The sequence below is a fragment of the Acinetobacter sp. AB03 genome (assembly GCF_058107045.1).
In genome coordinates this window covers 1,077,402-1,102,067 of record NZ_JBUEBA010000002.1, presented here as the reverse complement: position 1 = coordinate 1,102,067, position 24,666 = coordinate 1,077,402, and the positions used below count along the sequence as shown (strand labels likewise).

Genomic DNA, 24,666 nt, shown 5'->3' with positions numbered 1-24,666 from the left:
TTAGTCTAAAGGTTGTACTTCTTCAGCTTGGAAGCCTTTTTGACCTTTTACAACGCTGAATTCAACGCGTTGGCCGTCACGTAGTGAACGGTGGCCGTCGCCTTGGATTGCACGGAAGTGAACGAATACATCGTCGCCGCCATTGCGTTGGATAAAGCCGAAGCCTTTAGTGTCGTTGAACCATTTAACTACGCCTTGTTCACGAGCTGTCATAAGTTAATCCTCATTGTATCTAAAAGAAGGACCACCCGGTGTTGCAAACAGCAGACCAAACAAGGTTTAAAAATATTTATTATTTCTAAGCTTGTAATCATTCTGTATAACTATTAACAAAATCCCGGTTACATCCATTTGTAAAATAGGATTTAAAACAATTTATGGTTGTGTTAAATCCCAGTACGCGACGAGCTTAACATGGGTTAAAAACAATTCATACCCTTTTTTTGATTAATCGTCTTTTTAATTCAGCATATTTTTTAACTAGTTATTTGTAATTTTAGATATAGCGACTATAGGCCTATAACACATGAAATATTTGGGTTTTGGCACTGAATTTGCTACTATTTCTATCATCCTGAATGTTGTGAAGCCTTACTAAGCTATATGAGTGATATCGAACAAAATACCAACATTATTGATGCAATGGGGCAACCATGTCCTATGCCTCTGTTGTTGCTTAAACGCGCACTTAAGAAGAGTCCGGCGCAGCATTTTCTATTAAAATCGTCTGATCCGCACAGTCAGATCGATATCACGCGTTATTGCGAAATCCATCATTTAACTTGTGTTTTGAAACAAATTAATGAACATGAATTTCACTACTTCATTGAATCTTAATTCTTTTCAATTACACTAAGTCTATTCACATTTGCATAAAATTTTACATTTCTATACCCAATTTTCCATTATTCAGTGGAAGATTGGATTAAAATAAATTCAATTGTTGGGTAAAAATGAAATCCCTAAGGAGAACACATGAGTGACAGCAGCAATCAATTGATGCCCCTGTCATTATCGGCACCAGGTGTAAACTTGGGCGCTTATATTAGTACTGTCAACCAAATCCCGATTTTGACAGCGGAACAAGAAAAAGAGCTAGCTGAACGCTACTATTATGACCAAGACCTAGATGCCGCTAAACTTTTAGTCATGTCGCATCTACGTTTTGTGGTTCATATTGCCCGCAGTTATGCAGGCTACGGCTTACCTCAAGGCGACCTCATTCAAGAAGGTAACTTGGGCTTAATGAAAGCCGTTAAACGCTTCGACCCAAACATGGGCGTACGCTTGGTCTCTTTTGCGGTGCACTGGATTAAAGCCGAAATTCACGAATATGTGATTCGTAACTGGCGTATTGTCAAAATTGCGACGACTAAAGCACAACGTAAACTGTTCTTTAATTTACGTAGTCTAAAAAAATCGTCTAAAAAGCTCACTCTAAAAGAAGCGCAATCGATTGCAAATGACCTCAATGTAACACCTGAACAAGTGTTGGAAATGGAAGGTCGTTTAACTGCTTATGATGCAGCATTTGAAGCTCAGGGTGATGATGACGATGAAGGTTCAACCCATGTTGCACCTGCGCTCTATCTTGAAGATAACCGCTACGACCCAGCGCGTTTGGCTGAAGAAGAAGATTACGAAGAACAAAGCACCAATGCTCTGCATGATGCGATGGAACAACTTGATGATCGTTCACGTAATATTTTACAGCGCCGTTGGTTAGATGATGAAAAATCGACGCTGCACGAACTGGCTGCTGAATATAATGTTTCCGCAGAACGTATTCGTCAGCTTGAAAAAAATGCCATGGAAAAAATTAAAGTGGCGATGTCATCGAACTAAGATGATACCAATACAGAAAAGGGCGAAATGCCCTTTTCTTTTTACCAATAAATGAGGCTTTTTGTCTTTTAACCTTTCTTCAAAATATGCTACTTTGTTGCGCACAGTGATATAAGTAAAGCATTGCATATGTGGATTGCGATTTCAGCGCTGAATTTAGCGTTTGCCGTTATATTAGGTGCCTTTGGCGCACATGGTCTCAAAGCACGTGCTACTGAAGCCCAATTGGCTTGGTGGCAAACTGCAACTGATTACTTTTTTTACCATGCGCTTGGTTTATTGGCGCTCGGCATTTTGGCCAAAGTCCTTCCTAAGCTTCCCATCAAAACCAGCTTTTTACTGATTCAAATCGGCATCTTCTTTTTCTGTGGTTCCCTCTATGTTATGGCATTGGGCTTACCGCGTGGCCTAGGTGCGATTACCCCAATTGGTGGCGCATTGATGATTGCAGGTTGGTTGGTTCTGGCATGGAATGCCATGAAATATGCCAAGTAAACAACTAGAGATAAGCACGATGCAGATTTATTTAAACGGCGAACTACAGCACACCGAATGTAAAAACCTGCTTGAACTGGTGCAAACCTTTGCACTTGAAGGCAAACGTTTTGCTGTTGAGCAAAATGAAAACATTATTAGTAAAAGTAAATTGGAACATACCCCAATTTGTGCAATGGATCGAATTGAAATTATTCATGCCGTCGGTGGCGGTTAATACGGAGTTCACATGCAAGACAGCCCTCTCATCATTGGTTCTAGATCATTTCAATCTCGTCTGCTGGTGGGCACAGGTAAATATAAGGACCTGCAAGAAACCGATTTGGCCATTCAAGCCAGTGGCGCAGAAATCGTGACGGTTGCGATTCGTCGCGTCAATATTGGTCAACACCCCGACCAACCAAACTTATTGTCCGTGGTCCCACCTGAAAAATACACGATTCTCCCGAATACAGCAGGCTGCTTTGATGCCAATAGTGCCGTGCGTACCTGTATGTTAGCGCGTGAATTATTAGACGGTCATAACTTGGTCAAGCTTGAAGTATTGGGCGATGAAAAAACGCTATATCCAAACATTACTGAAACATTGAAAGCGGCACGCACCTTGATTGACGATGGTTTTGAAATCATGGTCTATACCTCCGATGACCCAATTGTGGCGCAAGAACTTGAAAGTATGGGTTGTGTTGCCATCATGCCTTTAGGTAGTTTGATTGGTTCGGGTCTAGGGATTTTGAATCCACACACGATTTCTATTATTAAAGAAAATGCCAAAGTGCCTGTGTTGGTAGATGCTGGTGTGGGAACTGCAAGCGATGCAGCCATTGCCATGGAACTCGGCTGTGATGGCGTGTTGATGAATACCGCGATTGCTGCCGCTCAACATCCCATTTTAATGGCTTCTGCAATGAAAAAAGCCGTTGAAGCAGGTCGAGAAGCCTTCCTCGCAGGTCGTATGCCTCGCAAACGTATGGCCAACGCAAGCTCACCAGAAACAGGTTATTTCTTTAAATAATCTCTTAATCTGTTTTAAGCGATAAAAAGGATTCTTCTGAGTCCTTTTTTATTTATTTCAACACAAGGGCAGCTCTTTATGATGACCTAGCTTGTAGGGACATTTCGCCACACGCTTTGATACACTCAATGACACTTTCAAACATCTATAACCATATAAAAATGAGAGGAAGCGATGCCCATGCAAAAATGGATCAGACCAACACTCATAGTTAATGCCCTATTTTTCCTAACACTCACAAGCAATGCTTGGGCCAAAGTAGAGGAAAAACCGACTCTCAAAACAAGCTACCAATCTTTTGTGCCAAAAAACTGGAAGATTTTAGAAAAAGTCCAAGGCGATTTAAACCAAGATGGTCAAGCGGATATTGCCCTGATTATTGAAGACACCAATCCTGAACATTTTGTTAAAAATGATCGCTTAGGGAGTGATGTCCTCAATATCAATGAACGAAAGCTTTTGGTTTTATTGAAGCAAATGCATGGTTATCAACTTGCGGCGACTAATACTACTTTGCCGACAGAAGGCGATATAGAGTCCCCTTGCCTCGCTGATCCACTCGGTGAGACTGAAGCATTAAGTATTCAAAAAGGCGTGCTCAAAGTTCATCTGCACTACTGGTTAAGCTGTGGTTCGTGGTATGTGACCAATCACACGTATACCTTCCGATACCAAGACCGTGCATTTAAACTGATTGGTTATGATGTCAACGATTTCCACCGTGCATCAGGTGACATCACGGCGCGAAGTATCAACTTTATGACAGGTAAAGTAAAAAGTACGACAGGTGAAAATGAGTTTGCTGAAACAACACAACCTGTCAAAGTTCAATGGACAACACTCAAACAGCGCTACGCATTGAAACTCGAACAGGTTCAGTTTAATGAAGCACTGGAGTTTAAATAAACGGAGCGAAGAAAAGCGCGGTCAAACTCATATGCGTAGCTTATTGCGCTTCTAAAATACGAATTTGTACATGAGCAACTGCACCTTCAGTTGCTTGAGCATGTTGCTGCATATTGACACTGTGCATATGTGTTTCTAAATGCTGCATGCTTTCCCATTTTTCATACATCATGATTGAAAACGGTACTTTGGTTTGTAATGCACTCTCAACAGCAGGATGGTCGATATGCACATCATAGAGATGGCAACCGGGCTCTTGTAATACTTGCTCACGGATGTTGTTGAATGAATCAAGAACCGTTTTAAAATCTTGCTCTGAATGACAAATAATTTCAGCTATTACAGTTAACATGGTCACTTCTCCCGATTAAGCAAAAACTTGCGTCAAATGGTCACGGTACTGTGCCATATAGGCTTCAACTTCAGGGGCTTTAATCACATCATTGACAATAAACGTCGGTAAGGTTTGCATTCCTAAAAATTGATTGGCTTTGTGAAAAGGTAAATAAACTCCGTCGACCCCAACCCCATGGAAAAATTGTTCAGCGTCGTTAAATGCATCCATCGGCGCATTCCACGTCAACGACAGCATATAGTTTTTATCGTGAATCAGACCGCCTGAACCATACTTTTTTGAAGCATCGGAACGTGAGCGACCATCATTGGCATACAGACTACCGTGCCCTTCGGTAAAGACATCATCGATATACTTTTTCACAGTCCATGGTGCACCCATCCACCAACCCGGCATTTGGTAAATCACGGTGTCTGCCCACAGAAATTTCTCCACTTCAGCTTTTGCATCATATTCGCTGTCGGCGCGTGTCACTTGAACCTGATGTCCTAAGTCTAACAACACCTCTTGTGCAAGTTCAGTTAAGGTATCGTTTAACTGACCATTCGAGTGTGCAAAAGTTTTCGCACCGTTAACTAATAAAATATTTTTCATGGGAAGAGCCTAAAAGCCAAAATCTATGTAGGCACTATAGAGACTCTGTTCAGCGCTAAAAAGTAGTGAATATGCAAAATATTATTGACTAAATATCAATAATAAATTTTAAAGTACAAAAAAAGCGCCTTTCGGCGCTTCTTCAATGCATCAAAATTAAGGAATTAGACCTTCATCTCGCATTGCAATTTGTACTGACTGACGTTCAGCCACTTTATTACGGATAAAGATAATATTTTTATACGGTGATAAGTCATGTTCGATACCATTTGACCAATTGGTAAGGACAAATAAATACGCATCTGCGGGGCCAAAATTATCATCGACCAAATAGTCATGATCCGACTCACCAATTTGTTTATCGATATAACTGAGTAAACGATCAATCTCTGCATAGGCTTTTTCTTTGGCAGCAGCATCTAATGGCGCACCAAAGAAAACAGCATAAGCATCGTGCAATTCAGAATTTAAATAACCTAACCATTCTAAAACTTTGGCACGCCCCAAACCCGATGGAGGAATAAGATCTTGTTTTGGATCATGTTGTGCTAAAAATGGCAAAATGGCTACATTTTCAGTCAGAATCAAACCTGGATTAATCTCTAAAGCGGGTACATATCCTTTTGGATTAATTTCGTAATAATCAGCACCTTTTTCTGTTTTATGTGTTTTTAAATCTACTCGGACTAAATCAAAGTCAACATTAATTTCATTGAGGATAATGTGCGCCGCAAGTGAACACGCACCCGGTGCATAATAAAGCTTCATATCTGATCCTTGTTATAACTCTATTCTCTGTTTTAAATGGCTTCTAACAAACTTTCAAGTGATCAAAACCTGTAAATTGCAAAAAAGCGTAAACGAAAAATTTTGGTCTACCTTTTGAATATTGTCTAATTTACATTTTTTTTCAAGTGTAACAACACTGCAATTTGCAACAGAGTTGTTTTACCATAGCCCCCTTGACTCTAAAATGAATTTGATCTGTGATTAGCCTAAAAAAAGATGAATGGTTTTCTAACATTCGTACCGATGTTCTTGCTGGTTTAGTGGTAGGACTTGCTCTAATTCCCGAATCTATTGCTTTTTCAGCAATTGCAGGTGTAGACCCTCAAGTTGGACTGTATGCCTCCTTTTGTATCGCAGTGAGCATTGCTTTTTTTGGCGGTCGTCCAGCCATGATTTCAGCAGCAACAGGCGCCATGGCACTACTCATGATCACGCTGGTCAAAGAGCATGGTTTACAGTATTTACTGGCGGCAACCATCCTCACTGGTGTCATTCAGATCATTGCGGGATATTTTAAAGTTGCCAAACTGATGCGTTTTGTGTCGCAGTCGGTGGTGTATGGTTTTTTAAATGCACTAGCGATTTTAATCTTCATGGCGCAACTTCCAGAGCTCAGCCAAATGAATCACTGGGGTTATGCATTTATCGCTCTTGGCCTCGCTGTAATTTATCTGTTTCCCTATCTGCCTAAAGTAGGGAAAACCATTCCTTCACCGCTCATTTGTATTCTCGTCCTGACCGCTTTGGCGCTGTTTTTAGGCACAGATATGCGAATGGTCAGTGATTTAGGTCATTTCCCCGATACTTTACCTATTTTTCTACTGCCTGATATTCCACTGAACTTTGAAACGCTGCAAATTGTCTTCCCTTACGCCATCACATTAGCGACCGTCGGTTTGCTTGAAAGCATGATGACCACCACAGTAGTGAATGAAGTCACAGGTACTGAAGGTGACCGTCATCAAGAATGTCGCGGACAAGGTATGGCCAATATTGTGAGCGGTTTTATGGGCGGTATGGCAGGTTGTGCCATGATTGGACAGTCTGTAATTAATGTCAGCTCTGGGGCACGTACTCGGCTTTCAACCTTAGTGGCTGGTGTGTTTTTACTGTGTTTGGTGGTGTTTTTTAAAGACTGGCTGTCTTATATTCCAATGGCAGCTTTGGTTGCCATTATGATCATGGTGGCATTTACAACCTTTCAATGGGACTCGGTTAAAAACTTCTCTAAACATCCGCTACAAAGTAATGTAGTGATGTTGAGTGTGGTGATCATTGTCTTAGCCACACATAATCTTGCTTTGGGTGTCTTTGTCGGAGTTTTACTGTCCGCATTATTTTTCATCAATAAACTGGAAAGTGCGGTTCATGTTCAGTCTGAACTGCATAACCATACCCGTCGCTATGTGGTGAGTGGTCAAATTTTCTTTAGCAGCTCAGAGAAATTCTTTCAGTTTTTTGACTTTAACGAACACATTCAGAAGGTTGAAATTGAACTCAGCCATGCTCATATTTGGGATATGACTTCAGTCCAAATGTTAAATGCGGTAGTTGAAAAGTTTGAAGCCCACGGTGTAGTGGTCGAGGTGTTAGGCTTAAATGAAGCCAGCAGCACCCTCATTGACCGTATCAGCTCATAAAAGGTTTCAAATCATAAACAAAATAAAAGGGCGATGACGCCCTTTTATTGTCAATAAAGCGGATTAAGACTGATGCTTACGGCGTCTTAGACTGCCATACAAGGCCAAACCAATTAATCCTAATGCAGACCACAACCCTGTACTTCCCGCACTGGTTTTATCCTCATCGTTAACCACTGCATCGTTTAAGTCTAAATCCACAATCACAGGGTCATGGTCAGAAGAGCGGTAAGCATCGTCCGCATAGAATGCAGCAATTTGCTCCTCCGTTTTATATTCTTCGTTATAGTCTAGTGCCGTCGGTTCATCTGCATTGATATGCCAAGCAAATGCTTTTTTCACCAAAGGATAAAGTGCTGCATCAGCAATCGCATGGTCTAAATTGCCTGCACCACCATAACCTTGGGTATTACTGGCTACGCCGAAAACATAGCTATAAGCTGCTTTCCCCTGACCAATTTTTTCATCATTCAACAGTACTTTATAGTTGGCTTGTTCAAGCGCCAAAATTGGATCTTCTTTGGCATAACTGTTCATATCCCCCAACAGTAAGACATTCGGTTTACTTACCTGTGTTGGATTTTTCGCGACCCATTGCATTAACGCTTGTACCGCTTTAACGCGGGTTGGATTCCAGCAACCTTGACCATCGCCCTGATCTGCCTCTATTGAGGTTTTATCATCTGGACAGCTACCTTTAGACTTCAAATGGTTCGGAATAACCGTAAAAGTTTTCCCGCCTGATAAGGCTTGAAAGGTCTGCGCCATCGTGACTCGGTTTTTCTGGCTCTGGTCATCAAAGACCGCTGCAACATTGATTGGTTTGACCCGCTTGGCATTATAAATAATAGCAACAGCAATCGCATCGGTTCCGAGTTTGTCAGCATTTGGAGGCGTTACATATTTCCAATCGCTCCCCAGCGCTTGGGCTAAAAATGCAACTGCACTACGCTCGCCATAACCATTGTTGGCAATTTCCATCAAACCATAAACATCTGCATCAATCGCTTTTAATGCACTGACAATTTTCAGATGTTGCTTTTTAAACTCAGCTTCGGAACTTGCACCACGTTCCGTCGGAAAACCTTGTGCCAAACCATTGTCATAATTCAGTACGTTAAATGCTGCAACACGAACTTGTTGTGTGGCCTTTGCTGGAACGTTTGCACGGGGGTTTGTCGCGTCTAAGACTTGTGGCGCTGTTGCCCCAAGCACAGGTTGAATTCGCCATTGGTTATAGCGGTATTCCAAAATACCTTGTACATTTTGCAGTTGTGCACCTGTACGAAGGGTATTTTTTGCACTAAAAGCACTTGGCAACCACGGCGTTCTGTTCTGATTGTTATAGCCATCATCCAAAATAAGTTTAGAACGTAAATTCTGTTGTGCCAGTGTTTTGGCTTCGGTTGAATGAGCTGGATATAAATTGGTTGGGATATATAAACGCGCAGGGCTTAAAGCCAACTGACCATAACGCCCATAATCATAGTTTTCACTGACAGTTAAAGTTTGAGGAATATTGACCAACATGCCCTGATAACGTTTCGGTGCATGGCCTGACATTTCAGTCAAATTATCAAAGGGCAAATTGATCGCCATTGGCTTAACCAAGTCACTCGCCGAAGGATTACAGACATTAATATCGCTGCTTAAATCTTGAAGCTGTAATTGGTTTTGATAGGTTTTCAATTTGCCTTTGAAAATGACTTCCTGCCCTACTTGACCACCTGTCACGCTACTTGAAGAAGGCACATAGACAAACACCGCATTACTGCTATTGGCTTTGGCTTGAGTATCTGGGGTTTGAACAAAGAAACCTGAGAAACCATTGTTATAACGATAATCTGCCGTGATTACGCCTTTCACCACATATTCCACATCTTGCGCTGCACTTTGCAATGCCGCAATTGGGGTAGCTGTCGTACTACAGCTCACGGTGCTTAGCGGCGGTGCCGTATTTCCAGCCAGATAACTGGAAAATGCATCTCGATCTGACCATTTTTCCCATGCCGATGCCAAATCAAATGGTGCGGTAACGTCTATCCCCCTACTAGAAACATTATTGCTTAATAAAGTGCGTTTAAAGCTATTTCCCTTTGCAACACCACCCCATCCAGTGCTTGGGCGTTCACCCACTGTGCCAAAGCGGTCAATCGCAACGCCATTATGATAAAGAATCAAAGTGTCGTCACCATTGAAAGCTAAATTCGCCTGCTGTTGCACCGCATCACCTAGAGCTGCTTTTAAATCAGGATAACCGACCAAATAGTGTGCCTTACTCGCCAATTTCCCTGTCAAATTCACCGTCAAATTTGCACTGGTCTCACCATTTGCGTATTGCTTGATCTGATATTCTGCCAAGTTGACCGTCGTCGGATCTGGATTATAAATTTCCAACCCTTTCTTATTTTTGCTTCCATCTACATACTGACTCAATAATAGTTGTGCATAGGCAGGAAAGGAACAACCCGCCAAAATCAGGCTCAGGCTTAATATCTGTGGCTTAAAATTTTTCATCATTTTTTTATCAGTTGGTTAAATCGTATGGCAGGTTAATTTTTATTCGTTACATCATGATTAATAAATGATGACAGTTTTTAGGCTAATCAAAATAGAGCGTGCTGAATTTGATAAATTCTGAGTAAAAAATTTGACTTGTCCTGCTCAGGACTTACAATACCGCTTTCGAATTTCTACATCTGCCAAAATTATGACGAATGATCAATTAGACCAGCAAGTCGTCGAGCTAGACAACTTAAATGAACACCGCGAAATTGTGACATTTATGCGTCGTTCATCTCCGCTGAACACCTCGCAACGCACTGCGCTTGAACAATATGGTCACATGATTTTGGAATATCCTGTAGGCGACTTACGTCAGCAGTTTGAACATCCAGAGCGTCCGCTCACGGTTGAAATTGGCTTTGGTATGGGACGTTCATTGGTCTTGATGGCGCAGGCCAACCCTGAACGTAACTATGTCGGGATTGAAGTGCATGTTCCAGGGATCGCGCAATGTGTGTATGAAGCTGGAATTGCAGGCTTAACCAATCTTCGTCTTTTAGATGCAGATGCCATTCAAGTATTACGTGAAATGCCAGATAACAGCATCAACGCTGTGCAACTGTACTTCCCAGACCCATGGCAGAAAAAACGTCACTTCAAACGTCGCTTCGTATCCCATGACCGTATGCCACTGGTTGAGCAAAAGTTAGAAATGGGTGGCACATTCCACGCAGCGACAGACTGGGAACCATATGCAGAATGGATGATTGATGTACTCGATAACCGTCCAAATCTTGAAAATATGGCAGGAAAAGGCAACAGCTACCCACGTCCAGACTGGTGTCCACAAACTAAATTTGAACGTCGTGGACTCGAAGAAGGTCATAAGATCAACGACTTCTTATTTAAGAAAATTAAATAAATTTTAGATCTCATAAAAATAGGGCCTAGAGCCCTATTTTTATGGCCGATGTTTTAAAACACATGCCGAATTTCAACCGTTGGATCATGTTCATCCAAACGTTTTGCCAAAATATGTAAACGTCGTGTCGGCACTGCGGGAAACAAATGATGCTCCACATGATAAAACATGTTGTAGGTCACGATCCGTTTAAACTCATTACGCACAGTACGCGCCATATAGACATGATCTTCCGTATCATGATGCACCGTCCACACTGCAAAAAATGCCGTCATACATTGCCCAATCAACATGGCACTGACATGGTATTTTAAAATACTGATATCCAAGACCATAAAAACCAAAAACAAGACAATGACGTTGGCAACCAGCTCAGCAGTCATACATTTTTTCTGGGTTTTAGTCCCAACCTCAAAGGCTTTTTTATGCAACATCCATGGAAAAACAGGGCCAAAAAGCAAAGCTTTCCACCACTGCATGGTTGCACTTTTTGCTTCAATATCTTCGTCCTGCATACAGTGCTGATGGTGGCGGAGGTGATTAATTTGTACAGCATGCATCGAACCGAGCATGACGATGCTCAAAACAAACATGACCCAATGGGTCGCAGGTCGACTAATACCTAAGGCAAAATGAAAGGCGTTATGCACCTGTCTGAGCCCTGTTAAAAAAAACATAAACGAGCAAAACAGCGCCAAGACATACCACTGTAAACCTGCAAAAATGAAAGAGACGATCAACCACGGTAAAGAGATAAATAACTCACTAATCACATCGCTACGGCCTAACTGAACGAGATCTTTCCACTGCACTTGTTCTAATAATGAATGTGAACGCATATACCCTCTATTTGTTTGTATTTATTTTAAGCAACACTGTACCGAATCTTAGGGCATAAAAAAAGCCACGTTTTCAGTGGCTTTGCTTGTTCTTTGTGATTCATTTCTTCGTTTATTATATTGAATGTCAACGGTGACGTTGACTAATCTGCTGACTCATTAAAGCATACACTTCAGCAAGATCTGCTCGTTGAGCTTGTGCAAGCATCTGTTGATGCATCTTTAGAATATTCTGATCCTGACGCATCGCAGGGCCAGTTTGCATCTGCTTCGGATCATTCTGTATAGCTTTCTGTGCGGTTTCTAAGATCAATGGTTGTAGCAGACTAAAATCGACCTGCTCTGCATCCACCACTTGTTTCGCCATGTCATAACAATAATTACTAAAATTACAGGCAAAGACAGCCGCTAAATGCAAACTTAGACGCTGCGCAGAGCTGTAGCTATACACGCGTTGGCTCAGGCTTTCTGCCAGTATATGTAGTCTTTGAAGATCCGTATTTTCAGTGGCTTCTACAAACAACGGTGTATTTGACCAATCAATTTCACGTTCTAAGCTAAAGGTCTGTAAGGGATAAAAAACTCCTGCACGTGCATGTTTCGTAGACAAAACTGAAAGCGCTGTACTCCCCGAAGTATGTACAATCAACACATTCGGCAGATATTCAGTCAAGGCCAAAATCACACTCGGAATAGACTGATCACTTACTGCAATCATCACCAAATCCACATCAGCATTTAACTGCTTAAAATGACTGACCGCCTTTGCATGTGCAACTTGCGCTAAATCCGCAGCTTTGTCGAAGCTTCGGCTATAAATATTGACGATTTCATGCTGAGACATCAGGGCTTTGGCCAAATGATGAGCCACCCGCCCCGCTCCAATTAAACTGATCCGCATCTTCATTTCACTATTTTAAAGTGCCTACAGCATGCCAATAAAAAAAGGATGAAGCAATTCATCCTTTTTTTATTAAATTGACACTGACTAACTAAAACTTACGAAGAGTCAAAATCTGTTCACTACGGCCAAATGGCCCTTGCTCATCGTGCAAAACCGCACTGGTTAAGCCAATACCATCATCACCATATTGCTGAGTCGCTTCCAAACCTAACCATTTCCCTTGAGGTAAACGGTATAAATGCAGTTGTAGATCTAAATTGGGAAAGCCCCATCCAGATGCTGGATTTTGACGTGGGACAATACCGTTGGCTGTATCCACCATACCCAATAAGCGCACAAAACTTGATGTTTTCTGAGCTTCCACCATGTCCAAATCATTATGTAACCAGACAATGCCTTTACCAGCACGGTGCCCTTCTGCCGCACGTGTCTCAATACTCTGAATATAACCACCCGGCCAACATTTCATCCCATCCCATACTGGCAAAGTTTCAGGATGTACAATCGATTGATCTTCTAGCCCTGCAATTGCACTGGTATCTTGCTTCATCATTTTCCAAGCACGGGCTACAATACAAGTCTTCCCATTTGCCTGCATTTCCGCCTCGATCAGTTCAATGGTTTTTCCAGCACGAATGACACGGGTATGCACGGTAAACTCACCAAAAGCGATCAGTCCAAAAATATCTAAACTCACGCGTCCAATGCGCATCTCATCACGTGGTTGAAACTGCTCTAACTCCGCACACAAAACCCCTGTTGCAGATGCCATGTGCTGTTCATGCGGATTCCATGCGCCTTGTGCATGAATATTGGAAAGATAAGATGCCGTACAGCTCCCATCACTGTGCTGTTCACGACTTAAAAGTTGATAATAGGCTGCCATGTGTATTCCTTCATTTTTATCTTTAAAATGTATCTTTTCACTGCCATTGGTTCTTACTTTTGTGCAAAAAAACCATAATAATTCAACAGTTGACTATAAGTTCGTACTTCATGAAATCCAACTTTAGTCAGAAGCTCTTGCATCTGGCTGGCCGAGATCAAATAAAAATCTTGTTGTAGGCGCTCAATCATTTTTTCACTCTGTACCACCGTCAAACCATTGCTCTGACATAAGGTTTGTAAAACCTTGAGTTCAGTGTCATCACTAGAACGCATCAGGTCATAGCTCAGTAAAATAGCTTGTGCTTTAAGACAGCGTAAAATGTCGGCAAAGAAGAATGACTTTGCTTCAAGTGGAATAAAATGTGCCACCAATATGGCTAAAGCGGCGTCAAACTGTGCACTTTCCTGTAATGCCGTCGTATCACCATGCACAAAGTGAACCCGCGTTAAATCTCTATGGGTCTCGCTCAATAACTGTTGCGCTTTTTCAATCATAGTCAAAGACGGGTCGACAGCGGTAAAACTCCACGTCGGATGCTGCGCCAACAAATATGAAAGCTCATAACCTGTACCACATCCCACAATCAATACATGCGCATGTTCTGGTAAATGTGTTTTTAAAATGGCTTGAATTTGCAGATGAACCAACTCATAACCTGGAATGAGCTTACGAATATGTTGATCATAACCATCCACTACAGTTTGACTCTGAAAGTCTTTCGCCATTTTATTGTTCACTCATCTACTTTTAATCGTCGCCCTAAATCTACACTTTCATGACCGCAAGTTCTAGCACTTAAGCCACAGCCATGGCATCGACTGTTAACTCAGCAAGTTGCGGTTTGGCTTTTTCTGCATGTAGACCCAGTTTTTGAAACAGCTGTTGGTCCTTGCCTTGTGCCGTATTTGGCGTAGTCAGCAATTTCTCACCCGAAAACAGTGAATTTGCGCCTGCCATGAAAGCCAAAGCTTGATCGGCATCGGACAACGATTCACGTCCCGCGGACAGACGAATATAGCTTTTCGGCATAATAATGCGCGCTACCGCAATAGTACGAATCCACTCGGTCACATCTAACTTGTCAACTTCTGCCAAAGGCGTACCTTGCATTGGAACCAGCATGTTGATCGGCACAGACTCAGGATGTATCGGTAAGGTCGCCAATTCAAACAATAACCCAATTCGATCTTTGGTCTCTTCGCCTAGGCCAACAATCCCGCCACTACACACTTTTAAGCCTGCCTCTCGAACATGACTTAAGGTATCCAAACGGTCACAAAACTACGGGTACTAATCACATTTGGATAGTACTCACGAGACGTGTCTAAGTTATGGTTGTAATAATCGAGTCCTGCACCTTTTAAACGTTCGGCTTGTGAAGCATTCAGCATGCCTAGCGTCATACAGGTTTCTAAACCCAAAGCTTTAACTTCGCGCACCATATCCAAGACATAAGGCATATCGCGCTCATGTGGATTTCGCCATGCCGCGCCCATACAAAACCGTGTAGAACCCGAGGCTTTCGCCTGCTGTGCTTCGCTAATGACCTTTTCAACCGCAATTCTTTTTTCAGCTTCAAGCTTTGAGTCATAGCGCGCAGACTGTGAACAGTATTTGCAGTCTTCAGGGCATTTTCCTGTTTTGATCGACAGCAAAGTACTGACTTGAATGGCATTCGCTTCAAAGTACTGACGATGAATTTGCTGTGCTTGAAAGACCAAATCTAAAAAAGGCTGTTGGTAGAGTGCTTGTATTTCAGCGCGAGTCCAATCATTTCTCAGGTGCATATGCTATTCCTTTTGCTTTTCACTTCGGACTTTCCTTTGGCTTTAACCCAGCAAAGGAAAGTCCGTCTTCAACCTTATGCGATTTCTTTCAAATCCAGTTCATTACGCATAAATTCCTGCAATTTAAACTTCTGCGCTTTGCCCGAAGCCGTCATTGGGAACTCATTAAAAAACCGGACATAACGTGGAACTTTATTGTGTGAAATATGTTCCGCACAGTACTGACGGATCGACTCTTCAGTAATTTCATGATGCTCATGTAAAATAATACAAGCACACAACTCTTCACCATAACGTGCATCGGGCAGACCAATGACTTGGACATCACTAACATCAGGATGGGTATATAAAAAGTCTTCGATTTCTTTCGGGAATAGGTTTTCTCCACCACGAATGACCACATCCTTAATCCGGCCTTTAATTTTCACAAAACCGGCTTCGTCCATTTCTGCGATGTCGCCCGTATGCATCCAACGAGCTGAATCAATCACTTCTTGCGACTTTTCATGATCTTCCCAATACCCCAACATCACCGAATAGCCACGAACACACAGTTCACCCAACTGACCACGTGGTACGACTTTGCCTTGTTCATCTACAATTTTAATTTCAAGATGTGGATGGACACGCCCTACGGTTCCGACCCGTTGTTCAACTGAATCTGATGTTGAACTTTGTGCACTGACTGGTGCCGTTTCAGTCATACCATAGCAAATGGTAATTTCAGACATATGCATCCGATCAATAACACGTTGCATAATTTCACGTGGGCACGGACTACCCGCCATAATGCCTGTACGTAAACTAGAAAGATCAAAATCATCAAACTGTTCATGCTCTAAAATGGCAATGAACATGGTCGGTACACCGAATGCAGCCGTACATTTTTCTTGCTGAATGGCTTTTAACGTTTCTAAAGGATTGAACACCGCCGATGGATAGACCATGGTTGAACCATGCGTAATACAGGCCAAATTACCCATCACCATACCGAAACAGTGAAAGAGCGGTACAGAAATACAGACTCGATCGGCTGGATTTAAGTGAATGGCTTCACCAACAAAATAACCATTATTTAAAATATTATTATGTGTCAGCATTGTGCCTTTCGGGTTACCCGTGGTGCCCGAAGTAAACTGGATATTGATGGTTTCATCAAACTGCGATTCGCTTGCAACGAGCTCTAATTGATTGAGCTGTCTCTTGCTGGGGGGAGTGAGCAAATCGCTAAAACGATGCAAACCCGTATGCTCTTCTTCATCAATTTTAATAATATATTTCAAATGTGGCAGTCGTTCTGCCTTTAACACTTTATTTTCAGCACCTTTAATTTCAGGTGCAATTTTCATTAGAATATCTTGATAATTCGTGGTTTTAAATTGCGATGCAATGACCAAGCCCTTACAAGAGACTTTATTCAATACATATTCGAGCTCATTACTTTTATAGGCAGGGTTCAAGTTGACTAAAATGATGCCTGCTTTAAACGCAGCAAACTGGGTGATCGTCCATTCCACACAGTTCGGTGACCAAATCGCAAGTCGATCGCCTTTCTTCAAGCCCAGTTTTAGTAAACTACAGGCAAACGCATTGACCTGAGCTTGTAATTCCTTATACGTGAGTCTGACATTTTGATGCAGGCTGACAACAGCATCTTGTTCCGCATACTGCTGACAAGCCTGATCAAATTTCTCACCAATCGTCATGCCTAATAGGGGTTGACTACTCGTTCCATAGGCATAACTTAACCGTTCTTGTGTCATCGAATCGATCTCCTTGATTCATTGTAATCTTGTTATTCAACTTTAATTGTTCTATGACTACTTCCCTTCAAACACCAAGCCTTTGTGTTCACACCTGCTACTATTTTTCCTCCTGAACCTGAACTGCATTGACACAAAATTCGGCAATTTGTTTCACAAAGTAGTCTTTATAGTTTTGATCAAACATCACATTTCGAGACGGATTTAAAGGCTCAATCACCACAAAAGTCATGGCGCCGACCACACAAAGTGCTGCGGTATTTAAATCTTCAAATCCAAACTCACCGTTAATTTTCCCTGCGGCCAGTATTTCTTTGATGCTCTGTTTAATCAGCTGTTTACTGCGAAAACGTTCATGTTCTAACTCAGCATCGACTGGTTCAAACATGAGTGAATACGCAAGTTGGGGGCTATTCATGGCACGTTTCACAAACGTGGTTACCGCCTTGTCCAATTTCTGTTTTGACGAGAGCTCACTTTCAGCAATGTGATTTAAAATTTTCACCTCATGCTGTATGGCTTCAGACAAAACCTCAATTAACACTTGGCTTTTGTTATCGAAGTATCGATACACCAAACCACTCGAAACACCCGCGCGTTCAGCAATTGCTTGAATTTGCGCGTCTTTAATCCCCCCTTGAGCAATAAGTTCACGAGCGGATTGCAAAATCGCTTCACGATTTTGTTCCATTCGTTCTTGCATCAACGATGATCTTTTATAACTCATAATTCTATTCTCAACCAGATAAAATGAATTGTAAATCAATTTGTGAATTTTAGTTCACTTTTTTAAAAATTCGATGTATTGTAAAAATCAAGCACAACAAAAATGCTTTATCAGGAACAATAAATACACTCATAGGACGAATGAAGAAATGACCCTACAAAGCTTAAATTTCGGTTTAGATGAAACACTCATTGCACTGCGTGATTCCGTTGCGGCTTTTTGTGCCAAGGAAATTACTCCTATTGCGCAAAAAGTCGATCAGAACAACGAATTTCCAGCTCAGTTGTGGAAAAAATTTGGCGATATGGGCTTACTCGGTCTGACCGTCAGTGAAGAATATGGCGGTACAGGCCTAGGTTATTTAGCGCATATCATTGCCATGCAAGAAATCTCACGTGCTTCAGCTTCGATAGGTCTTTCTTATGGTGCACATTCTAACCTATGTGTGAATCAAATTAACCGAAACGGCAGCGAAGAACAAAAGCAGCGCTATTTACCGAAGCTAATTTCAGGTGAATACGTCGGTGCACTCGCAATGTCTGAACCAAATGCAGGCTCAGACGTGGTGAGCATGAAACTCAAAGCTGAAGATTGTGGCGATCACTTCCTGTTAAATGGTTCAAAAATGTGGATCACCAATGGTGGTGATGCTGATGTGCTTGTGGTTTATGCCAAAACGGATCTGCATGCAGGCGCTAAAGGCATGACGGCTTTCCTTGTAGAAAAAGACATGGAAGGTTTTAGCCACGGCACACATTTAGACAAGTTGGGCATGCGTGGTTCGAACACTTACCCACTGTTCTTTGACAATGTGAAAGTGCCAAAAGAAAACGTGATGGGCGGTGTAGGAAACGGCACGAAAGTGCTCATGAGTGGTTTGGACTATGAGCGTGCGGTTTTAAGCGCAGGTCCTTTAGGCATTATGGATGCCTGCATGGACACCGTGATTCCCTATATCCATGACCGTAAACAATTCGGCCAAGCGCTCGGTGAGTTCCAGTTGATGCAAGGTAAAATTGCCGATATGTATTCGACTTGGTTGGCATGTAAAGCGTTGGTTTATGCCGTGGGTGCTGAGTGCGACAAGGCTGACCATAGCCGTAGCCTACGTAAAGATGCAGCCAGTGCAATTTTATATGCTGCGGAAAAAGCCACGTGGATGGCGGGTGAAACCATTCAGACCTTAGGTGGAAATGGCTATATCAATGAATTCTCTGCAGGCCGTCTATGGCGCGATGCAAAACTCTATGAAATTGGCGCGGGAACTTCTGAAATTCGCCGTATGTTGATTGGCCGTGAACTGTTTAATGAAACAGCTTAATCCTCCACAACAATAAAAATGACAAGGATGTTCGTGATGAATCAATTACATAGCAAGATCAATATTCGAAGTGAAGACTTCAAAACCAACCAAACCGCAATGCAAAGCTTGGTCGATGACTTAAAGCAAAAAGCAGAACAAATTGCTTTAGGCGGCGGTGAAGCGGCGCGACAAAAACATTTGGCACGCGGAAAACTGTTAGCACGTGATCGTATTGATCAGTTAATTGATGCAGGCACGGCATTCCTTGAAATTGGTCAGTTGGCGGCACAAAACGTCTATGCAGACGATGTGCCTGCGGCTGGTGTCGTTGCTGGTGTAGGTCAGGTCAATGGTGTGACCTGCATGATCGTCGCCAACGATGCGACAGTAAAAGGCGGCACGTACTACCCACTAACTGTGAAAAAACACTTACGTGCTCAAGAAATTGCGGAGCAAAACCATCTGCCCTGTATTTATTTGGTTGACTCAGGTGGTGCCTACTTACCAATGCAGGACGAAGTTTTCCCTGACCGCGATCACTTTGGCCGTATTTTCTATAATCAAGCACGCATGTCGAGCATGGGAATTGCCCAAATTGCGGTGGTAATGGGCAGTTGTACGGCTGGGGGGGCATACGTACCAGCCATGTCTGATGAAACCATTATTGTGCGTAATCAAGGGACGATTTTCTTAGGTGGCCCACCGTTGGTGAAAGCAGCAACAGGTGAAGTGGTCAGCAGTGAAGACTTAGGCGGTGGTGATGTGCATACTCGCCTGTCTGGTGTAGCGGATCATTTAGCTGAGAACGACGAACATGCCATTGCCATTGCTCGTAATATCGTAGCGAACCTGAATAAAACACCACATACACGTGCAACAGAGATTGAAGAACCATTATTTGATGCATCAGAACTGTATGGTGTTGTTCCAAGTGATGCACGCAAACCATTCGATATTCGTGAAGTAATTGCGCGCATTGTCGATGGTTCACGTTTTGATGAATTCAAAGCTCGCTTTGGCACCACCTTAGTCACAGGTTTTGCCAAAATCTATGGCATGCCCGTTGGCATTATTGCCAACAACGGTATTTTATTTTCAGAATCTGCACAAAAAGGGGCTCACTTTATTGAGCTATGTACGCAGCGCAATATTCCCCTACTGTTCCTTCAAAACATTACTGGCTTTATGGTCGGTCGCCAATACGAAAATGAAGGCATTGCCAAAAATGGCGCCAAACTGGTCATGGCTGTTGCAACCGCGAACGTGCCGAAACTCACTCTTGTGATTGGTGGTTCATTTGGTGCAGGCAACTACGGTATGTGTGGTCGTGCCTATTCTCCACGCTTCATGTGGACATGGCCGAACTCGCGTATTTCGGTGATGGGTGGTGAACAAGCGGCAAGTGTATTGTCGACCTTAAAGCGTGATCAAATCGAAAAACGTGGCGAGTCTTGGTCTGCGGCAGAAGAAGATGATTTTAAACAACCTTTCCGCGATCAGTTTGAACGTCAAGGCCATCCATATTATGCATCGGCGCGTTTGTGGGATGACGGTGTGATTGACCCTGCACAAAGCCGTCAGGTGCTCGGTTTAAGTTTAGCCGCAGCCTTAAATGCACCCATCCAACCGACCAAATTCGGCGTGTTCCGCATGTAGGAGATGAGCAATGAGCTTTCAATATTTACAACTCGAACAACGCGACCAAGTGGCAACGGTATGGATTAATCGTGCAGAAATGCATAATGCCTTCAATACTCAAGTGATTGAAGAACTGCACCGCTGCTTTAGCGAACTCAACACGCGTGATGATGTTCGTGTGGTGATTTTAGCTGGACGTGGCAAAAGCTTCTCTGCAGGTGCTGACCTAAACTGGATGAAAGAAGCAGGACAAGCCTCACAGGCTGAAAATGAAGCCGATGCATTAAAACTAGCGAAAATGCTACAAAGTTTAGCGACATTAAAACAACCGACCATCGCCCGTGTGCAAGGCATTGCTTTTGGTGGTGGGATGGGACTGGCTTCTGCCTGTGATATTTGTGTGGCAAGCAGTGATGCTAAGTTTGCGACCTCTGAAGTGCGCTTAGGTTTAGCCCCTTCAACCATTAGCCCTTATGTGATTCGTGCGATTGGTGCACGTCAGGCTTCACGCTACTTTTTAACCGCAGAGCGTATTTCTGCGGAGCAAGCCCTACACATTGGTCTGGCGCATGTGGTGGCCGATGCTAAACAGTTAGATGAAAAAGTCGCAGAAATGGTCGATGCCTTACTTTTGGGTGGGCCAACAGCACAAACTGCTTCAAAACAACTCATCCAAATGGTCGACCAGCAAGTGTTAACTGAAGCATTATTGTTGCAAACCGCACAACATATTGCCCATGTACGCCAAGGATCAGAGGCGAAAAATGGCTTAAATGCTTTTTTAAATAAACACAGTCCAGTCTGGATCAAGACGACGGCATAACAACAAGAAAGGATATCGATATGTTTAATAAAATCTTAATTGCGAACCGTGGTGAAATTGCTTGTCGTGTGATCCGAACTGCAAAAAAAATGGGCATTGCCACCGTTGCAGTCTATTCAGATGCTGACGCTCAAGCACAGCACGTGCAACAAGCCGATGAAGCCATTTATATTGGCGAATCTCCTGCTGCACAAAGCTACCTACAAATTGAACGTATTATCCAAGCTGCCTTAGACACAGGTGCAGAGGCGATTCATCCAGGTTATGGCTTTTTGTCTGAAAATGACCAATTTGCCAATGCCTGCCAAGAAAACAACATTGTCTTTATTGGCCCACCTGTAGATGCCATTTTAGCCATGGGCCTCAAAGCCACCTCAAAATCGTTAATGGAAAAAGCAGGCGTACCGCTGACACCGGGCTACCATGGCACCAACCAAGATCCTGATTTTTTAAAACAACAAGCCGATGCCATTGGCTACCCTGTGCTGATTAAAGCCAGTGCTGGCGGTGGTGGTAAAGGCATGCGTTTAGTTGATCGCGGCGAAGACTTTTTAAGCCATCTAGCTTCATGTAAAAGTGAGGCGCGTTCAAGCTTTGGCAATGACGATGTTCTGGTTGAACGCTATGTAGTACAACCGCGCCATATTGAAGTACAAGTTTTTGGTGATACACATGGTAACTATGTGCACCTCTTTGAACGCGATTGTTCGGTACAACGTCGCCATCAAAAAGTATTAGAAGAAGCACCTGCACCCCAAATGGCAGAGCCAAAACTCGAAGCCATGCGCCAAGCCGCTATTGATGCAGCACGTGCAGTGGATTATGTCGGTGCAGGTACAGTTGAATTTATTGTGGAACAAGACGGCACGGCGTATTTCATGGAAATGAATACCCGCCTGCAAGTTGAGCATCCTGTAACAGAGATGATTACAGGGCAAGATTTGGTGGAATGGCAACTACGTGTCGCTTTTGGTGAACGGCTGCCTAAACAACAACACGAGCTCAGTATTCATGGTCATGCATTAGAAGCGCGTGTCTATGCTGAAGAGCCTGAAAAAGGTTTCTTACCTGCGATTGGGAAAATCCACTACCTGCACTACCCTCAGCAAAATGAGCATGTCCGTGTAGACAGTGGCATCGTTGAAGGGGATGAAATCACGACCTTTTACGACCCAATGATTGCCAAATTAATTGTTTGGGCAAAGAATCGTGAAGCAGCACTCACCCAAATGCACCACGCACTGAGTCAATTTCATGTCGATGGCTTGGGCAATAACATTGCATTCTTAGACCGTTTGGTCCGTTCAGAGTCTTTTAAAACCGCCAATCTAGACACCAACTTAATTCAACGTGAAGAAGCGTTTTTATTGCAACACAATGAAACAGCCTCTTCAGAGCTCATCATTACGGCAGCACTGATTGAACTCTTGTCCCGTTTTGCCAACAATAAAACAGCTGCAAATCCTGTATGGCAAGCCGAGTCTCTATGGCGTTTAAATCTTAATGCCAGCTATGCCATTAAACTGGCACTGAACGATGAAGAACATAAAGTCTATTTCAGCCCAGCGGCAAAAGGCTTTACAGCAAAGTACAATGAACATAGCGTTTTCATTCAGGGTGAATTGTTAGAGGCACATTTAGCTAAAATTGAATGTGCAACAAGCAAAAAGACCTATGCTTATAGTTCAAATGCACAGGGCCTAACCCTGTATGCAGATGGTCAAAGCTATAAGTTTGCACATATTCAGCCTAACTTTAATACGGAAGATGATGCTTCTGATGCCAACAACTTAAAAGCACCAATGCCGGGTGTGATCACGCAAGTCTTGGTACAAAACAACAGCGCAGTGAAAAAAGATGATGTATTACTCACGCTGGAAGCGATGAAAATTGAATATTCAATTCGTGCTCCACATGACGGCATTGTCTCTACGGCTTACTTCCAAGTCGGTGATCAGGTCAAAGCGGGTGATGAATTGGTTGAGTTTTCAAGCTTGGAAGGTGCCGCATGAGTGAATTTGTCAAAATTGTCGAAGTCGGGCCGCGAGATGGTTTGCAAAATGAAAAGACACCGCTCACCTTGGATGACCGTCGCAAACTGATTTTAGATTTAATGCAGACAGGACTCAGTGCCATTGAAGTGGGTTCTTGCGTCTCTGCAAAGTGGGTGCCACAAATGGCACAAAGTGACGAACTCTTTGCCAGCTTACCTAAAGATCCGAATATCAGTTTTAGTTTACTGACTCCGAACTTAAAAGGGTTTGAGTCTGCTTTGGCCGTCGGCTGTCAGGAGGTTGCCGTTTTTACAGCAGCCTCTGAAAGCTTTACCCAAAAGAACATCAATTGCTCCATTGACGAAAGCTTTGAAAAATTTGCAGACATCATGACTGCCGCTAAAGCCCATAACATCAAAGTGCGTGGTTATGTGTCTTGTATTGTCGACTGCCCCTATGAAGGTGCAATTGCACCGAGCAAAGTTGCACACGTCAGTCAACGTTTGCTGGACATGGGCTTCTATGAAGTGTCCTTAGGTGAAACGATTGGCACGGCGACACCAGACCGCGTGAAAAAAGTCTGGCAGGCATGTTTAGCTGAAATGGATGCCGCGAGTTTAGCAGGACATTTTCACAATACCTATGGCATGGCCATTGCCAATATTTACCAGTCTTTAGAACAAGGCATTCGTGTATTTGATTCGTCAATTGCAGGTCTAGGTGGCTGCCCTTATGCCAAAGGTGCATCGGGCAATGTCTCCACAGAAGACCTTTACTACCTACTCTCCAACATAGGCTATGACACAGGGATTGATCTTGATGCACTGATGATTGCCAGCCAAAACATCAGCCAAGTACTACAACGTACCAATCCATCTAACTATGCCAATGCCTACTGGCAAAAGCGCTGTGCCTAAGCCATTCAATTGATAA

General features: G+C 43.0%; 24 protein-coding genes and 1 pseudogene. 13 read left to right on the top strand and 12 right to left on the bottom strand.

What is annotated here, in order from left to right:
* Window positions 1–213: a cold-shock protein gene (locus ACY3FQ_RS05715; RefSeq protein WP_004648643.1), complete on the bottom strand. Its 213-nt coding sequence runs from the start codon at window positions 211–213 to the stop codon at window positions 1–3.
* Window positions 214–603: 390 nt separating this feature from the next.
* On the opposite strand from ACY3FQ_RS05715, the gene ACY3FQ_RS05710 reads away from it, so the two are divergent.
* The 6 genes from ACY3FQ_RS05710 (at window position 604) to ACY3FQ_RS05685 (ending at window position 4,261) form a co-directional block, all read left to right on the top strand.
* Window positions 604–837, top strand: coding sequence for a sulfurtransferase TusA family protein (locus ACY3FQ_RS05710; RefSeq protein WP_004696251.1), 234 nt, complete (start codon window positions 604–606; stop codon window positions 835–837).
* A gap of 138 nt (window positions 838–975) precedes the next feature.
* Window positions 976–1,845, top strand: a complete 870-nt coding sequence (rpoH, locus tag ACY3FQ_RS05705; RefSeq protein WP_004982243.1) for an RNA polymerase sigma factor RpoH — start codon at window positions 976–978, stop codon at window positions 1,843–1,845.
* Window positions 1,846–1,974: 129 nt separating this feature from the next.
* A complete protein-coding gene (locus tag ACY3FQ_RS05700) occupies window positions 1,975–2,340 on the top strand; it encodes a DUF423 domain-containing protein (protein WP_279042989.1) in 366 nt (121 codons plus the stop codon).
* Window positions 2,341–2,359: 19 nt separating this feature from the next.
* Window positions 2,360–2,557: a sulfur carrier protein ThiS gene (gene thiS / locus ACY3FQ_RS05695; protein WP_004696245.1), complete on the top strand. Its 198-nt coding sequence runs from the start codon at window positions 2,360–2,362 to the stop codon at window positions 2,555–2,557.
* Window positions 2,558–2,569: 12 nt separating this feature from the next.
* The gene (locus ACY3FQ_RS05690; protein ID WP_005400610.1) at window positions 2,570–3,355 is read left to right on the top strand and encodes a thiazole synthase; all 786 of its coding nucleotides are present in this window, start codon (window positions 2,570–2,572) and stop codon (window positions 3,353–3,355) included.
* 180 nt (window positions 3,356–3,535) lie between these two features.
* On the top strand, window positions 3,536–4,261 hold the full coding sequence (locus tag ACY3FQ_RS05685) for a hypothetical protein (protein WP_279732369.1): 726 nt from the start codon (window positions 3,536–3,538) through the stop codon (window positions 4,259–4,261).
* Between the two features lie 40 nt (window positions 4,262–4,301).
* Here the strand turns inward: ACY3FQ_RS05685 and ACY3FQ_RS05680 are convergent, their stop codons facing one another.
* From ACY3FQ_RS05680 to ACY3FQ_RS05670, 3 genes are all read right to left on the bottom strand, one after another.
* Complete coding sequence (locus ACY3FQ_RS05680; protein WP_178927663.1) at window positions 4,302–4,613, bottom strand: putative quinol monooxygenase; 312 nt, start codon at window positions 4,611–4,613, stop codon at window positions 4,302–4,304.
* 15 nt (window positions 4,614–4,628) lie between these two features.
* Window positions 4,629–5,210 carry an NAD(P)H-dependent oxidoreductase gene (locus ACY3FQ_RS05675; RefSeq protein WP_279042994.1) on the bottom strand — a complete coding sequence of 194 codons (582 nt, stop codon included), beginning with the start codon at window positions 5,208–5,210 and terminating at the stop codon, window positions 4,629–4,631.
* A gap of 156 nt (window positions 5,211–5,366) precedes the next feature.
* Window positions 5,367–5,978, bottom strand: coding sequence for a glutathione binding-like protein (locus ACY3FQ_RS05670; RefSeq protein WP_078388936.1), 612 nt, complete (start codon window positions 5,976–5,978; stop codon window positions 5,367–5,369).
* A gap of 218 nt (window positions 5,979–6,196) precedes the next feature.
* Here ACY3FQ_RS05670 and ACY3FQ_RS05665 point away from each other — a divergent pair, with 218 nt between their 5' ends.
* Window positions 6,197–7,639, top strand: coding sequence for a SulP family inorganic anion transporter (locus ACY3FQ_RS05665; RefSeq protein ID WP_279693307.1), 1,443 nt, complete (start codon window positions 6,197–6,199; stop codon window positions 7,637–7,639).
* A 63-nt stretch (window positions 7,640–7,702) separates the two neighbouring features.
* Here ACY3FQ_RS05665 and ACY3FQ_RS05660 read toward each other — a convergent pair whose 3' ends face one another.
* Complete coding sequence (locus ACY3FQ_RS05660) at window positions 7,703–10,156, bottom strand: ExeM/NucH family extracellular endonuclease (protein WP_489774389.1); 2,454 nt, start codon at window positions 10,154–10,156, stop codon at window positions 7,703–7,705.
* Between the two features lie 193 nt (window positions 10,157–10,349).
* Between ACY3FQ_RS05660 and trmB the strand changes: the two genes are divergently transcribed.
* Window positions 10,350–11,066 (top strand): tRNA (guanosine(46)-N7)-methyltransferase TrmB, encoded by a 717-nt coding sequence (trmB, locus tag ACY3FQ_RS05655; protein ID WP_489773690.1) that lies wholly within the window; start codon window positions 10,350–10,352, stop codon window positions 11,064–11,066.
* A 53-nt stretch (window positions 11,067–11,119) separates the two neighbouring features.
* Here the strand turns inward: trmB and ACY3FQ_RS05650 are convergent, their stop codons facing one another.
* The 7 genes and pseudogenes from ACY3FQ_RS05650 to ACY3FQ_RS05620 form a co-directional block, all read right to left on the bottom strand.
* Window positions 11,120–11,905, bottom strand: coding sequence for a fatty acid desaturase family protein (locus ACY3FQ_RS05650; RefSeq protein WP_489773689.1), 786 nt, complete (start codon window positions 11,903–11,905; stop codon window positions 11,120–11,122).
* Window positions 11,906–12,032: 127 nt separating this feature from the next.
* A complete protein-coding gene (locus ACY3FQ_RS05645) occupies window positions 12,033–12,806 on the bottom strand; it encodes a Rossmann-like and DUF2520 domain-containing protein (protein ID WP_278596549.1) in 774 nt (257 codons plus the stop codon).
* Between the two features lie 91 nt (window positions 12,807–12,897).
* Window positions 12,898–13,695, bottom strand: a complete 798-nt coding sequence (locus ACY3FQ_RS05640) for a thioesterase family protein (RefSeq protein WP_107010302.1) — start codon at window positions 13,693–13,695, stop codon at window positions 12,898–12,900.
* A gap of 53 nt (window positions 13,696–13,748) precedes the next feature.
* Window positions 13,749–14,423, bottom strand: coding sequence for a class I SAM-dependent methyltransferase (locus ACY3FQ_RS05635; RefSeq protein ID WP_348959644.1), 675 nt, complete (start codon window positions 14,421–14,423; stop codon window positions 13,749–13,751).
* A 70-nt stretch (window positions 14,424–14,493) separates the two neighbouring features.
* Window positions 14,494–15,485 (bottom strand): annotated as a pseudogene (gene bioB / locus ACY3FQ_RS05630) (biotin synthase BioB).
* A gap of 74 nt (window positions 15,486–15,559) precedes the next feature.
* The gene (locus ACY3FQ_RS05625; protein WP_489773688.1) at window positions 15,560–17,248 is read right to left on the bottom strand and encodes an AMP-binding protein; all 1,689 of its coding nucleotides are present in this window, start codon (window positions 17,246–17,248) and stop codon (window positions 15,560–15,562) included.
* Window positions 17,249–17,348: 100 nt separating this feature from the next.
* On the bottom strand, window positions 17,349–17,975 hold the full coding sequence (locus ACY3FQ_RS05620; protein WP_004982268.1) for a TetR/AcrR family transcriptional regulator: 627 nt from the start codon (window positions 17,973–17,975) through the stop codon (window positions 17,349–17,351).
* 148 nt (window positions 17,976–18,123) lie between these two features.
* Here ACY3FQ_RS05620 and ACY3FQ_RS05615 point away from each other — a divergent pair, with 148 nt between their 5' ends.
* Genes ACY3FQ_RS05615 through ACY3FQ_RS05595 form a run of 5 tightly spaced genes read left to right on the top strand, consistent with a single transcriptional unit; the run spans window position 18,124 to window position 24,650 of the window.
* Window positions 18,124–19,296: an isovaleryl-CoA dehydrogenase gene (locus ACY3FQ_RS05615; RefSeq protein WP_234964533.1), complete on the top strand. Its 1,173-nt coding sequence runs from the start codon at window positions 18,124–18,126 to the stop codon at window positions 19,294–19,296.
* 36 nt (window positions 19,297–19,332) lie between these two features.
* On the top strand, window positions 19,333–20,934 hold the full coding sequence (locus tag ACY3FQ_RS05610) for a carboxyl transferase domain-containing protein (protein WP_078426222.1): 1,602 nt from the start codon (window positions 19,333–19,335) through the stop codon (window positions 20,932–20,934).
* 10 nt (window positions 20,935–20,944) lie between these two features.
* The gene (locus ACY3FQ_RS05605) at window positions 20,945–21,739 is read left to right on the top strand and encodes an enoyl-CoA hydratase/isomerase family protein (RefSeq protein WP_489773687.1); all 795 of its coding nucleotides are present in this window, start codon (window positions 20,945–20,947) and stop codon (window positions 21,737–21,739) included.
* Between the two features lie 20 nt (window positions 21,740–21,759).
* Window positions 21,760–23,751 carry an acetyl/propionyl/methylcrotonyl-CoA carboxylase subunit alpha gene (locus tag ACY3FQ_RS05600; protein WP_489773686.1) on the top strand — a complete coding sequence of 664 codons (1,992 nt, stop codon included), beginning with the start codon at window positions 21,760–21,762 and terminating at the stop codon, window positions 23,749–23,751.
* A complete protein-coding gene (locus ACY3FQ_RS05595; RefSeq protein ID WP_489773685.1) occupies window positions 23,748–24,650 on the top strand; it encodes a hydroxymethylglutaryl-CoA lyase in 903 nt (300 codons plus the stop codon). Before ACY3FQ_RS05600 ends, ACY3FQ_RS05595 begins: the two co-directional genes overlap by 4 nt.
* Window positions 24,651–24,666: the final 16 nt, after the last annotated feature.

Bases quoted from the DNA above. Each gene is read 5' to 3' on its own strand.
- ACY3FQ_RS05715 (WP_004648643.1), bottom strand. From the start codon at position 213: ATGACAGCTCGTGAACAAGGCGTAGTTAAATGGTTCAACGACACTAAA.
- ACY3FQ_RS05710 (WP_004696251.1), top strand. From the start codon at position 604: ATGAGTGATATCGAACAAAATACCAACATTATTGATGCAATGGGGCAA.
- rpoH (WP_004982243.1), top strand. From the start codon at position 976: ATGAGTGACAGCAGCAATCAATTGATGCCCCTGTCATTATCGGCACCA.
- ACY3FQ_RS05700 (WP_279042989.1), top strand. From the start codon at position 1,975: ATGTGGATTGCGATTTCAGCGCTGAATTTAGCGTTTGCCGTTATATTA.
- thiS (WP_004696245.1), top strand. From the start codon at position 2,360: ATGCAGATTTATTTAAACGGCGAACTACAGCACACCGAATGTAAAAAC.
- ACY3FQ_RS05690 (WP_005400610.1), top strand. From the start codon at position 2,570: ATGCAAGACAGCCCTCTCATCATTGGTTCTAGATCATTTCAATCTCGT.
- ACY3FQ_RS05685 (WP_279732369.1), top strand. From the start codon at position 3,536: ATGCAAAAATGGATCAGACCAACACTCATAGTTAATGCCCTATTTTTC.
- ACY3FQ_RS05680 (WP_178927663.1), bottom strand. From the start codon at position 4,613: ATGTTAACTGTAATAGCTGAAATTATTTGTCATTCAGAGCAAGATTTT.
- ACY3FQ_RS05675 (WP_279042994.1), bottom strand. From the start codon at position 5,210: ATGAAAAATATTTTATTAGTTAACGGTGCGAAAACTTTTGCACACTCG.
- ACY3FQ_RS05670 (WP_078388936.1), bottom strand. From the start codon at position 5,978: ATGAAGCTTTATTATGCACCGGGTGCGTGTTCACTTGCGGCGCACATT.
- ACY3FQ_RS05660 (WP_489774389.1), bottom strand. From the start codon at position 10,156: ATGAAAAATTTTAAGCCACAGATATTAAGCCTGAGCCTGATTTTGGCG.
- trmB (WP_489773690.1), top strand. From the start codon at position 10,350: ATGACGAATGATCAATTAGACCAGCAAGTCGTCGAGCTAGACAACTTA.
- ACY3FQ_RS05650 (WP_489773689.1), bottom strand. From the start codon at position 11,905: ATGCGTTCACATTCATTATTAGAACAAGTGCAGTGGAAAGATCTCGTT.
- ACY3FQ_RS05645 (WP_278596549.1), bottom strand. From the start codon at position 12,806: ATGCGGATCAGTTTAATTGGAGCGGGGCGGGTGGCTCATCATTTGGCC.
- ACY3FQ_RS05640 (WP_107010302.1), bottom strand. From the start codon at position 13,695: ATGGCAGCCTATTATCAACTTTTAAGTCGTGAACAGCACAGTGATGGG.
- ACY3FQ_RS05635 (WP_348959644.1), bottom strand. From the start codon at position 14,423: ATGGCGAAAGACTTTCAGAGTCAAACTGTAGTGGATGGTTATGATCAA.
- ACY3FQ_RS05625 (WP_489773688.1), bottom strand. From the start codon at position 17,248: ATGACACAAGAACGGTTAAGTTATGCCTATGGAACGAGTAGTCAACCC.
- ACY3FQ_RS05620 (WP_004982268.1), bottom strand. From the start codon at position 17,975: ATGAGTTATAAAAGATCATCGTTGATGCAAGAACGAATGGAACAAAAT.
- ACY3FQ_RS05615 (WP_234964533.1), top strand. From the start codon at position 18,124: ATGACCCTACAAAGCTTAAATTTCGGTTTAGATGAAACACTCATTGCA.
- ACY3FQ_RS05610 (WP_078426222.1), top strand. From the start codon at position 19,333: ATGAATCAATTACATAGCAAGATCAATATTCGAAGTGAAGACTTCAAA.
- ACY3FQ_RS05605 (WP_489773687.1), top strand. From the start codon at position 20,945: ATGAGCTTTCAATATTTACAACTCGAACAACGCGACCAAGTGGCAACG.
- ACY3FQ_RS05600 (WP_489773686.1), top strand. From the start codon at position 21,760: ATGTTTAATAAAATCTTAATTGCGAACCGTGGTGAAATTGCTTGTCGT.
- ACY3FQ_RS05595 (WP_489773685.1), top strand. From the start codon at position 23,748: ATGAGTGAATTTGTCAAAATTGTCGAAGTCGGGCCGCGAGATGGTTTG.